Raw genomic sequence first — 12,699 nt, forward strand, 5'->3', positions numbered from 1 at the left:
CATTTATATGCGTCTTCATCAGGTAAATAAACCTAATGGCGACTAGAGTTTAAAATGTAGATTTTATTAGGGCAAAAAAGGGGTTTCTATTGGGGTTACATTTAATGGGTTTCCAATATTTTATCGAGATTTGAAAATTGTGTTAATAGAAATCCAAAATACAGGTATCTTTGCAGCATATGCAAGTAGATTATATAATTATAGGTGTAGGTTTAGCCGGTATTAGTTTTTGCGAACAATTAAAGGCTAATAATAAAACGTTTGTTGTTTTCGATAACAGTTCTCAACAGTCATCTATAGTGGCTGGTGGTTTGTATAATCCAGTGGTCTTAAAACGTTTTACATCGGTTTGGAATAGTGCTTTACAACTAAAAACGGCATTGCCCATGTATGCTAATTTAGAAAAAAGGCTACAAGTGAAACTGGACTATAAAATGTCTGTGTATCGAAAATTCGCATCACTTGAAGAACAAAACAACTGGTTTGCCGCCTGCGATAAGCCCAAATTAGCTGAATATTTGTCTCCTGAAATTATAAAAAACACCCATCCTAATATATCTGCTCAATTTGGTTTCGGAGAAGTTTTACAAACCGGTAGAATTGATGTGAAATGTTTGGTGGATGCCTATAAAAAGGAATTATTGAGCAAAGAGCTCTTTTTTGAGTCCGATTTTGATTATCAACATATTGAAACAGGAGATGAAGGTGTCCAGTACCGAGATATAAGCGCCAAACACATCGTTTTTGCTGAAGGTTTTGGCCTTGTTAAAAACCCGTATTTTAAACACTTACCTTTGATGCCTACTAAAGGGGAATTGTTAATTATTGAGGCACCCGATTTAAAAATTAATTATGTTTTAAAAGCTGGTGTTTTTTTAATTCCGTTGCATGATAATTTATATATCGTTGGTGCGACTTACCAGAGGGACGATACCACTCATGCGGTTACCAGCCAGGCTAAAGACACCCTTTTAACTAAACTGGAAACACTCATTAATTGTTCGTATAGTGTGGTTAATCAAGTGGCAGGAATACGGCCTACGGTAAAAGATAGACGCCCCTTAGTTGGGCAACATGCTAGATGTAAAAACATGTATGTTTTAAATGGTTTGGGTTCGCGTGGCGTTATGATTGGACCCTATGTGGCAAGGGCGCTTTATAATTTTATTGAACACCAAACACCTTTGGATACCGAGATAGATATTAAACGTTTTTTATAGATTTAGCTATTTTCAATACCCTACGTTTAATTTGGTAGAGCCGGCAATCTGCGTTAGGGATTGTAATGGAAATCCTTTTTTGAGGCACGAAAAAAAGATTGTATTGGAAAGCCCGACCCCTTTTTTGGGGTAACGCCCATAAATTATTTTTTGGCTAAGGTCTTGTCGTAACTTATAAATAGGTTAATCCAAATGGTTCTGGACAGTCTAAAAATAACGGGCACAAAAGCCAATAAAGTAATAATAATTGATATAAATACGGCGTGTATACTGGCCTTAAAGACAAAAAAGGAAATTACAAAAGCAGCCGTGGCAAAGGCGATACCAACCGCATAGCTTATATACATCGAACCATAGAAGAAGGAGGGTTCGATACGATATTTTAGCCCACAGTGCGAACACTTTTCGCGCATATTAAAAGCTTCAGATAGTACGTAGGGGTTTTTATTAGTAAACATACACTCTTGGTGGCATTTAGGACAAGCACCCGTGAACACACTATATAATTTACTTCCTTTTTTAAACATATATTTTAATGTACTTTTGCATTTTTAATTTACAGAGCAAAAATAAGTTTTAATACTTAAAGTTCTGTTGCATAAGTTACATTTCTATGATGAACATTCACAATCTATCGATTTCATTTCAAGGCGAATACTTGTTTGAAGATATTACATTTAAACTTGGAAACGGCGATAGAATAGGCCTTATTGGTAAAAATGGTGCCGGAAAATCGACTATGTTGAAGATTCTATCGAAAGAAATGGAGCCTGATTCTGGTCAAATTGCGGCAGATAAGGATATGAAAATTGGTTTTTTAAAGCAAGATATTGATTTTGTTTTAGGGCGTACCGTACTTGAAGAAGCCTACCAAGCCTTTACCGATATTAAGGAGTTGGAAGCCCAAATGGAGGCTGTTAACACCCAAATGGCCGAACGAACCGATTACGAGAGTGAGGGTTATCATCAATTAATGGTCGATATAAACGATTTGCAACACCAATACGAAATTCTTGGGGGCTATAATTATCAAGGGGATACCGAAAAGATTTTACAAGGTCTAGGTTTTAAACGTGAGGATTTTGATAAACTTACCGATACTTTCTCTGGCGGATGGCGTATGCGTATCGAACTCGCAAAGCTCCTTCTTCAGAATAATGATATATTATTGTTAGATGAGCCAACAAACCATTTAGATATCGAATCGATTATTTGGCTTGAAGGGTTTTTAAGAAATTACCCCGGTGCTGTGGTTATTGTATCTCACGATAAAATGTTTTTAGACAACGTTACCAATAGAACCATTGAAATTTCTTTAGGTAGAATATACGATTACCCCAAGCCATATACTAAATATTTGGTGTTACGAGAGGAGTTGCGAACGCAGCAATTGGCATCTCAAAAAAACCAGCAAAAGCAAATAGAACAAACCGAGAAGCTTATTGAGAAATTTCGTGCCAAAGCTTCAAAAGCTACGATGGCACAATCGCTTATTAAAAAGCTTGATAAAATAGATAGGATAGAGGTAGATGAAGATGATAATAGTGTGATGACGCTTAATTTCCCGGTTTCTGTAACTCCTGGAAAGGTGGTTATTGAAGCCGAAGGGATCTCAAAAAGTTATGGCGATAATCAGGTTTTAAAAGATATCGATTTACTAATCGAGCGGAATACCAAGACGGCCTTTGTGGGTCAAAACGGACAGGGAAAATCGACACTGGCAAAAATTATTGTTGGCGATATTAAATATAACGGGCATTTAAAGTTGGGGCATAATGTACAGATTGGCTATTTTGCCCAAAACCAGGCCGAATATCTAGATGGTAACAAAACGGTGCACGACATTATGATTGATGCCGCAAATGAAACCAATAGAAGTAAAGTACGTGATATTTTAGGGTCTTTTTTATTTAGAGGAGAAGAGGTAGATAAATATGTAAGAGTATTATCTGGAGGCGAACGCAACCGTTTAGCATTGGCTAAATTGATGCTGCAACCATTTAATGTATTGGTCATGGATGAGCCTACAAACCACTTAGATATTAAGTCTAAAAATGTTTTGAAAGAAGCGCTTAAACGTTTTGAAGGAACTTTAATTTTGGTCTCTCACGATCGGGATTTTTTACAAGGGTTAACCCATACCGTTTATGAGTTTAAGGACCATAAAATAAAAGAATACTTGGGCGATATTGATTATTATTTAGACCAACGTAAAGTGGAAAGTTTACGCGAAGTTGAAAAGCGCACGGTGGTAAAGGAAACTCCCAAAGTAAAAACACAACGCAGTTACGAGGATCAGAAAAAAATAAAATCTTTAAATAATAAGTTGAGTAACGTGGAGTCGAAAATAAATGACTTAGAGCGTGAGATAAAAGCCATAGATTTATCACTTGAAGCTAATTATGAAGAGGTGACTTCAAAATCTAATTTTTTTGAAGAATATAAAAAAAAGAAATCCGATTTACAAGATTATATGGAGAAATGGGAGGCGATTCAATTAGAAATTGAGCAGTTTAACGCTGTTAAAATTTAAATAGATTTTTAAATTTTGGTTATATTTACAATACGGTAAAGACTAAATATTGATAGCCATGGAAGAGCATTTTTTCACTTGTCCGTATTGCTGGGAAAATATCTCTATGCTTTTAGATTATTCGGTTACAAAGCAAGTTTATATTGAAGATTGTGAGGTGTGTTGTAACCCTATTCAAATTTCTGCAACTTTTTTAAATTCGGAGTTGCAAGATTTTCAGGCTAATAGCTTAGGATAATAATTTTTTTTAAATTTACTCTTGTTTAATTGAAAAAGGGTTGTATATTTGCAGTCCGAAATAGTGAGGTCGGCATTATGAACCGATAAGTTAAAAGCTAAAACAACTATTTCAGTATAACATCGCGGGATAGAGCAGTAGGTAGCTCGTCGGGCTCATAACCCGAAGGTCACAGGTTCGAGTCCTGTTCCCGCTACTAGGAAAAACAAGGGTTTCAAGAGATTGAAGCCCTTTTTTATTTTTAGCTAGTAAGTAGAGCATCGATTGTTTTTCTGCGGCATCAGACTTATTGATGTTATACCAAATTAATAATGCGACATTTTAAAATTAAATTGGTATTAAATTGTACTTTATCATTTTTTATTATGTATCTCACTTCTATAAATAGACGAAACTATAATTCTGCTTTAAAAAGATCATGTTCCCAGAGGGTTATGAAATGTTTTGTAATTTTATCTTTTACTTATGTTTAATATAACGCTTAATAATAGCCCAATAAAATATGTTTTAAGTTTTAATAAACTCTTAGAATATTACGATGGTTTAGCCAAAAGTGAAGATCCATTTTTAGTTCTTAAAGCCAAGCGTGTTCTTGATGCTCAGGCGCCTTATCCAGAATTGCGAGAGGGCTTTACAGATAAAAGCTTATTAAAAAAATATGAGAACATCATCTCGATAATTCTTGAAGATACCTTTTCTGAGGTTTTAAGTAGTAATGAAATAAAAACGGGCTCGTTACCTTATGATAGTTTAATTTTTAATCCTACAAAGCGTTTTAAAAAAATAATGACAGACGCAGGTCCTGGTTTTACCCCTAAAATTAGAAGCCAAGGCAAAGATGTGTCTTATATAAGATCGGCAGTTTTATTATTAAATTTATATTATGGTTTTAAGTTAGATTATTCACGTTCGTATTTTTTTGATATTCCAGATAAACACGGGGTTATTCGTAATTATCGGGTGCTTTATAATGCTGATTTTTTAGAACTATTACCTACAGAAAAAACAAAAGTATTAACGCAAGACGATGTTAACGAGTTGTTGGATAATTTTGACGATCTTGAACTTTGGAAAAGTAAAATTCCGCCAGGTAGTTTTATTGCAAAAGGCTTTGTTGTTTTAAATATGGTCGATGTTACCGACGAGCATTCCATATCCGCAATGAAATCTGCAATGATATCGAGCTCAAATGCAAAAACTAGTGATTCTTTATTAGATGATCTTCAAGAGACCTTTCGTTCTTTTTTCGGTCTGAAAGCCATACATACTAGCTTTGTATTTTACGATAAAAAACTAAACCAATTCAAATCATTATCCAATAACAACATTAGAAGTGTTATTTTGGGCGATGAGGAAAATGTCTCGTGCAGAGAAGCGTTGTGTCCAGAAACCTACAAGTTCATCATGGAGGAGAAGCGCTTTTTTAATATTTCTGATGTTAATGATAGTTATGAACTTGGAGGTTGTTTTTCGCTTTATAAAAACATGAAAGCTTCCGCTTATCAAAGTGTAATATTGGCGCCCATAACAAATAATGATGATTTATTGGGTGTTTTAGAAATTGGATCACCAAATAAAAGTGAGCTTAACGGTAGTATAGTTAATAAATTGGAGGTTATTAAGCCGTTTTTAGTCACCTCTGTTTTAAGAGCTAATGCTGAACAGGCTAATTTAATTGATGCTGTTATACAAAATGAGTGTACTGCAATTCACCCTTCTGTGTATTGGAAGTTTGAAGAAGAAGCAAAAAACTTTATAAAAAAGTCTAAGTTTGATGAAAAACCAACATTTAACGAGATAGTTTTTGAAAATGTAAACCCGTTATACGGTCAAATTGATATTAAGGGGTCTTCTACTCAACGAAACTTGGCCATTAGGCGTGATTTAACAATTCAGTTATCAGATATTGTTAGTATATTAAATTATGCATTAAAAAAAGCATACGCCGCAAAATATGAGTATTTAATTGTTAAGACTAAAAACTATATTAGAGAAATTAATAAATTGTTAAACTCCAGTAGCGATCAATTAATTTTTAATTTTATTACTAATGAAATTAATCCAGTATTTGAAAATCTGAAACTATTAGGAGGCACCATTAATACCAAAATTTTAGATTATCAAGCCAAAATCGATGTAAAAAAGTTAGCCTACTACGATCACAGAAATAATTTTGACCATAGTGTTGCAGCCATTAACAAGATGTTTGCTAGCGTAATTGATAAAGAACAGGAAAGGGCACAACAAATATTTCCTCATTATTTTGAGCGGTTTAAGACTGATGGTATCGATTATAACATATACATTGGGGAGGCATTAACTCAAAATCTTACCTTTAGCAGTACACATTTGAGAAATTTAAGGTTATGGCAGTTACAATTGATGGCCGAAATGGAAAACAGATATTATTATTTAAAATCTAAACTTCCAATCCCCTTAGAGGTTACCTCTTTAATTTTAGTTTATGGCTCTAAACTCTCTATACGTTTTAGGACTGATGAAAAAAGATTTGATGTCGATGGCGCGTATAATATAAGATATGAAGTCATTAAAAAACGCATTGATAAATCTTATATAAAAGGCAAAAACGAGCGCTTAACACAACCTGGAAAATTAGTTATTGTCTACAGTCAAGAACGTGATCGACAGGAATATATGGCGTATATAAACTTCTTGCAATCTAAGGGTGTTTTTGCGCCCCAGATAGAAAATGTTGAGTTAGAAAATCTTCAAGGTATTACCGGACTAAAGGCTTTTAGAGTCGAATTTTTATATGATCAGAAACGTAGTTTTGAGGAGAACTACTGGTATAAAGACTCCTTTGATCTTATCGAATAGCCTATTTTAGTTTTATACAAGTATTTAAGCCTTGCCGTAAAATTTAAAAGCCATAGCGTAAGCAAATACCGAGACAATTATACCGATAATAAAAATCGTATAAGTCCACCTTAATATCTTATATTTCCTGTTAAGTACAAGTCCTAAGAAATAAAGATCTTTGGTTAAACTACTATAAATATATTCTTTATCTTTTATGAGCTCATTAATGGCCCATTGGTAGTCGTCTAGTTTCATTTTGTGAAAGTTGCCAAAAAATAAAAGATTTACTTTTTTATTTTTAACATCTTCCTTTGTAAACTCCCCACTCGTTATATTAGGTCTTGTAGCTAAAACCGCTAAAATCATGGAAACTACACTAAAAAAAACGAAAATGGCAGTTGGGTAAATTAAATAAGTATTAGACGGATTGTCTAGTTTGGTAATGAGATTAGACAGAACGAGCGAAATAATTATGGCATTTACAGAAAGTAGAATATTAGCTTTCGTGTCGGCAATGTCACTAAGTGTTAAATGATTTTTAAGCGTAACCCGAAATAAAGTTTGTATGCCGCGGTCTGGGCTTTCGGTTTTGTATTTGGCTTTTAAAGACTCCTTAATCTCAATTTCTTTTTTAAGGTTTTTTTGTTTTATTAATTTTTTAAGATTCTTTTTTTTGACTTTATTCCAATTGGTTTTAGCATACTCGGTATAAAATCGATGCTCGGTTGTAAGCATGTCTATGTTGATTTGATCCCATTCTTTTTTTGAGTACGATGCTATGTTTAAAAGTGCAAGTTCTTGTCTTAGGTATTCTGAGGTTTCAGCAAAATTAGTTTTTCCAAAATGTGAGCAGTCTGCATCTCTAATAATCTTTTCAAGAATATTTTGAGGTGTATAGCCTCTTTTTGTAGCTAATATACAGTCTGTAACTTTTTTAATTTTCTCTTCAGGGTAACCTTCTTTTTTCAAAAAATTAGAAGCTATTTTGCTGCTCTCTTCTTCATGGTTTTCATGTCCTTTGGTGAAGCCAATATCATGTAACCAGGCGGTTAAGATCAATACTTCGCGTTGCTCTTCATCAAGTTCACTATGGTCTATTAATTCCATAGTGCTTTTAACGACGCGATTTACATGTTTTAAGTTGTGGTAAACATATTTTGAGTCTAATTTTTTTAAAAATAAATTTGTAGTAAAGTGTTTAGTTTTTTCAATTATATTCGACATATATGCTATATTGATCCATTTGAAACGAAATTACAATTTTTTTATATAACGCTCTTTTTATGAAGAAAATATTTTTACTCCTAATTTTTACGTTTTGTTACCTTGGTTGTGCGACTTATGAAACTAAGTACGCTCAAAAATTCACAGCTAAAACCTCTGAAAACAAAAAGAAAATTGCACATACATTATATTTAATTGGAGATGCGGGCTTGTCGCCTAAAAACGACTTAAACGCGCCCTTAACATTATTCAAGGCCAGACTTGATAAGGCTTCAGAAAATAGTACAGCAATTTTTTTAGGAGATAATATATATCCGTCTGGTTTTCCCGATAAAGAGCAGTCTATTACCGAGTATAATTTGGCCAAAAATCATTTAGATGCGCAACTAAAAACCCTAGAGAGTTTTAAAGGGTATTCCTTATTTATTCCTGGTAATCACGATTGGTATAGTGATGGCCTAGTTGGCTTAAAGCGTCAAGAAAAGTACATAGAAAGTAAATTGGAACAAAAAGACCCCTTTTTGCCAGAAAATGGTTGCCCGATTGATGTTTTAAAAGTGTCTGATGATCTTGCTGTTATTGTTATCGATACCGAGTGGTACATGACCAATTGGGATAAACACCCAACCATTAATGATGATTGTGAAATAAAGAGTAGAGCGATGTTTTGGGAAGAGGTAGAGAAGCGCATTAAGAAAAACCGAGACAAAACTACCGTTATCGCCTTGCATCACCCCATGTTTACTTATGGACCACATGGTGGGCAATATTCTTTAAAACAGCAATTATTTCCAGTAGGTAATAAAGTGCCCTTACCTGTTTTAGGTAGCGTGGTGAATGTGCTTAGAAAAACTACTGGAGCATCACCAGCCGACATTCAAAATAAACGCTACAATGAGTTTAAAAACCGAATGGTGACGTTAGCGCAATTTTCAGATAAAGTGATTTTTGTGTCTGGGCATGAACATACACTGCAATACATAAAAGAGTTTGGAATACCTCAAATTATAAGTGGCTCGGGTGCTAAACAAAGTGTTACGCGTGTGTTAAATGGTAGTGAATTTGCATCAAGTCAACTAGGTTATGCGATTCTTGATATTTTTGAAGATGGTTCGTCTAGAGTTCGGTATTATGGTGTAGACGAGAATTTAAAGGAAGCATTGTTATTCGAGACCGATGTTTTATCACCACATGATTTGAGTAATTTAGAAAAATATCCAAATAACTTTCCGCCAAAAGTAAGTGCCTCTATTTATTCGGAAGCCGAGACAGATAAAAGCGGTTTTTACAAAAAACTATGGGGTAACCGTTACCGAGAACTGTATAGTACTAAAGTTTTGGCTCCTACCGTAAATTTAGACACCTTATTTGGAGGGTTAGTGCCTGTGAGAAAAGGTGGTGGTAACCAGTCTAAATCTTTAAGATTAAGGCATGAGAGTGGCAAGGAGTACGTTATGCGGGCGTTGCGTAAAGTTCCCGAAATCTATTTGCAAGCTATGGTTTTTAAAAATGAATACCTCGTGGATGACTTGCAGGATACTTACATTAAAGAATTTATTCAAGATTTTTACACAGGTTCACACCCTTATGCGCCTTTTGTAACTGCTACTTTGTCTGATGCCGTAGGCATTTACCATTCTAATCCTAAACTCTATTATATTTCTAAGCAGTCCGCCTTACTTGATTACAATAATGAGTTTGGTGATCAATTGTACATGATTGAAGAGCATGCTGGTGATGGCCATGGTGACCTAGCCAGTTTTGGTTATTCTAATACCTTAGTGAGTACTGACGATTTGCTTAACAACCTAAGAGAAGATGAAAAGTACGATGTAGATGCCCGTCTATACGCTAGAGCGCGCTTATTTGATATGGTATTGGGTGACTGGGATAGGCACGTAGATCAATGGAGGTGGGCCGAATTTAAACATAACAATTCTAAAAAAATAACTTACAAACCTGTTCCAAGAGATAGAGATCAGGTGTTTTCTATAATGGGCGATGGTGCTTTTATGAATATCGCAACCAGACTAATACCTGCCTTAAGATTGATGGAGGGGTTTAATGAAAACATAAGAAGTGTTGAAGGTTTTAATTCCTCTCCTAGGACTTATGTACTTGATATGGCCGTGCTCTCTGAAACCACCAAAACACAATGGTTAAAAGAAGCAGCGTATATTCAAGAACACCTGACTGCAGAGGTGATTGATAAAGCTTTTCTCCAATTTCCAGAAGAGATTAAAGATGCCTCACTGATAACTCTAAAACAGAATTTGTTGTCAAGAATTAACAATTTAGAAGAAACCGCCATAGATTATTATAAAGTATTAAACAAAAATGCTGTGGTTGTTGGTACCGATAAAGACGATTGGTTTGACATAGAAAAACCAAATAAAGAAACCGTGATTGTAAGTGCTTATAGAAATATTGGAGGTGAGAAAAAGAAATTGTTCTTTAAAAAAGCATTTAAGCATCAGGATACCAAAGAAATCTGGATATATGGTTTAGACGATACCGATAAATTTGAAATTAAAGGCGAGTACAGGAGTAAGATAAAGATTCGAATCATTGGAGGTAATGATAAGGATACGTATTATGTTGATCATGGCAAAAATGTGAACATTTATGATCACAAATCGAGAAAAAATAATTTTGACGCCGTAACTGGTGCAAAAATTAAATTAACAGATAACTATAAAATTAATACTTACCAGCCCCTAAAAATTAGAAACTCTTTCAATCAAATTTTACCTAATATTGGGTTTAATCCAGATACAGGAGTAAAATTAGGTGTAAAAAACACCTACACTCATAATAGCCTAGTACAGAACCCTTACACGCAAAGGCATATGGTAAGTGCCAATTACTTTTTTGCCACTAGCGGACTTGAATTAGATTATAAAGGTGAATTCGCTTATGCCGTTGGAAAAGCTAATTTAGAGATAGCCGCTTTATTTACAAGTCCTAATTACGCCATTAACTTTTTTGGTGTAGGGAACCAAACTAAAAATGTTGATGATGATTTTGGGCTTAATTTCAACAGAGTCCGGTTAGCCACTATAAAACTTGCACCTTCCTTAGTATGGCGAGGTGATTTAGGGAGCAGCGTAAAAGCCGGAATCTCTTTTGAGGCCATAGAAGTAGAAAAAACAGAAAACCGATTCATAAATACTTTTTACAACGAAAACAACATCGACAATAGTAAAACCTTTGGAGGTGTTCATGCCCAATACACATTTGAAAATGCAGATAATCCTGCCTTTAATACCATGGGAATGTCTTCTTCTATAGCGGTAGGTTACAAAAAAGAGATTAATGGCGATGGTGGTTTTGGTTATATTATTCCTAGCCTCTCAATTAACCATAGACTTATACCTAGCGGTGATCTTGTTTTGGCAACAAAATTAAAAGCCCATTTTAATATTGGTAACGATTTTCAGTTTTATCAAGCAGCTAGTATTGGTGGAGAGAATGGATTGCGAGGGTATAGAAACGAGCGTTTTGTTGGTAAAAAAGCATTTTATCAAAATACCGATTTACGCCTGCATTTGGGTAAATTAAAGACGGGTATTTTTCCTTCATCCATTGGGGTTTATGGTGGTTTCGATTATGGGCGTGTGTGGAATCCCAATGAGGATTCAAATATATGGCATACCTCTTATGGTGGAGGTGTTTTTCTTAATGCCTCAGGTTTAGCCTCCTTGCGAGTGGCGCTTTTTAATAGTGTTGAAGGCCCGCGCTTTTCTTTTGGTTTAGGATTTGGATTTTAGTTAAAGCAGCCATTATTTTAATTTATAAAAGTATAAATTCCCGCCAGTTTTTTTTACCCGCTCATCTGATATGAGAAGGGTTTTGGGATCTTTAAAACATACAGACTCTAGTTGTGAATTTATGCCTAAATCTATTTCGGTGATAGTGTATGCTTTAAAATCACTTAGCGAAAAATCTGTAATCAGTCTTAGTGTTCCACGACTTAAAAGTACTAGAGTTTTGCCATCTGGTGAAATATCAGCCGAGGTGATTTGTGATGTTTTTTTATTAGAAGGCATCTTTATTGTTCCTAAAAGCTTAGCCTCGTGACGCCCTTTAACAGCTGGTATTTTATAGATTAGTGCTTCGCCTGTGTTAGGCTTGGATCGATTTCGAGTTATGATATATAAATGGTTGCTATAATAGAAAAGCGACTCGGCATCATAGAATAAATTCGCCTCACTAGGTGGGAACTCTTTTTGTTCTGGAAACCAAAACTCTATGCGTTCTGAGTTTATAACGTTATTTGAAGTCACCTCATTTGGATTGGGAGTTTTGTATATCACCAAATCTTGACGATCATTATTGTTGTTACCAAAATCGCCAATGTACAGTTGTCCTTGGTTATCTGTAGTTAAATCTTCCCAATCCACATTTTTTGAGTTTCGAACTTTTAATTCTTTTAGGATATTTCCCTTGAAATCAACTTCATAAATACTGTTTTTGTTACCGCTATCTTCAACAAACCAAACAGACTCTTGATTGTAGTAAGCGATACCAGAATTTTCCTTAAGTTTTTTTGGTAGCTCGGTAACAAATTCCAGTTCATGGCTGTTTGGGCAACTTAAAAATAAAAGCATTGAACAGGTGATTATAACTTTGTTGAATGGTATTGTTTTCATTTTAAGTGGGTA

At 34.6% G+C, this 12,699-nt stretch carries 8 protein-coding genes and 1 tRNA gene; 6 read left to right on the forward strand and 3 right to left on the reverse strand.

Annotation, left to right across the window (positions count from 1 at the left end; translation table 11 throughout):
- Positions 1-179 precede the first annotated feature (179 nt).
- Positions 180-1,220, forward strand: a complete 1,041-nt coding sequence (locus FEZ18_RS09175) for an NAD(P)/FAD-dependent oxidoreductase (protein WP_153269093.1) — start codon at positions 180-182, stop codon at positions 1,218-1,220.
- A 143-nt stretch (positions 1,221-1,363) separates the two neighbouring features.
- On the opposite strand, the gene FEZ18_RS09180 is transcribed toward FEZ18_RS09175, so the two are convergent.
- Complete coding sequence (locus FEZ18_RS09180) at positions 1,364-1,747, reverse strand: DUF983 domain-containing protein (RefSeq protein ID WP_153268030.1); 384 nt, start codon at positions 1,745-1,747, stop codon at positions 1,364-1,366.
- An 86-nt stretch (positions 1,748-1,833) separates the two neighbouring features.
- On the opposite strand from FEZ18_RS09180, the gene FEZ18_RS09185 reads away from it, so the two are divergent.
- The 4 genes from FEZ18_RS09185 (at position 1,834) to FEZ18_RS09200 (ending at position 6,829) form a co-directional block, all read left to right on the forward strand.
- Positions 1,834-3,753, forward strand: coding sequence for an ABC-F family ATP-binding cassette domain-containing protein (locus FEZ18_RS09185; RefSeq protein WP_153268031.1), 1,920 nt, complete (start codon positions 1,834-1,836; stop codon positions 3,751-3,753).
- Positions 3,754-3,811: 58 nt separating this feature from the next.
- The gene (locus FEZ18_RS09190; RefSeq protein ID WP_153268032.1) at positions 3,812-3,991 is read left to right on the forward strand and encodes a CPXCG motif-containing cysteine-rich protein; all 180 of its coding nucleotides are present in this window, start codon (positions 3,812-3,814) and stop codon (positions 3,989-3,991) included.
- 123 nt (positions 3,992-4,114) lie between these two features.
- Positions 4,115-4,187: transfer RNA gene (locus tag FEZ18_RS09195), tRNA-Met, on the forward strand.
- A gap of 269 nt (positions 4,188-4,456) precedes the next feature.
- Positions 4,457-6,829, forward strand: a complete 2,373-nt coding sequence (locus FEZ18_RS09200) for a GAF domain-containing protein (RefSeq protein ID WP_153268033.1) — start codon at positions 4,457-4,459, stop codon at positions 6,827-6,829.
- 24 nt (positions 6,830-6,853) lie between these two features.
- Here the strand turns inward: FEZ18_RS09200 and FEZ18_RS09205 are convergent, their stop codons facing one another.
- Entirely contained in the window at positions 6,854-8,035 is a 1,182-nt protein-coding gene (locus FEZ18_RS09205) for a Pycsar system effector family protein (RefSeq protein ID WP_153268034.1), read from the reverse strand.
- A gap of 59 nt (positions 8,036-8,094) precedes the next feature.
- On the opposite strand from FEZ18_RS09205, the gene FEZ18_RS09210 reads away from it, so the two are divergent.
- Entirely contained in the window at positions 8,095-11,805 is a 3,711-nt protein-coding gene (locus FEZ18_RS09210) for a metallophosphoesterase (protein WP_153268035.1), read from the forward strand.
- A 12-nt stretch (positions 11,806-11,817) separates the two neighbouring features.
- Here FEZ18_RS09210 and FEZ18_RS09215 read toward each other — a convergent pair whose 3' ends face one another.
- Complete coding sequence (locus tag FEZ18_RS09215) at positions 11,818-12,687, reverse strand: hypothetical protein (RefSeq protein WP_228122699.1); 870 nt, start codon at positions 12,685-12,687, stop codon at positions 11,818-11,820.
- Positions 12,688-12,699 lie beyond the last annotated feature (12 nt).

Source organism: Oceanihabitans sp. IOP_32 (genome assembly GCF_009498295.1).
In the GTDB taxonomy this organism is placed as follows: Bacteria; Bacteroidota; Bacteroidia; order Flavobacteriales; family Flavobacteriaceae; genus Wocania; species Wocania indica.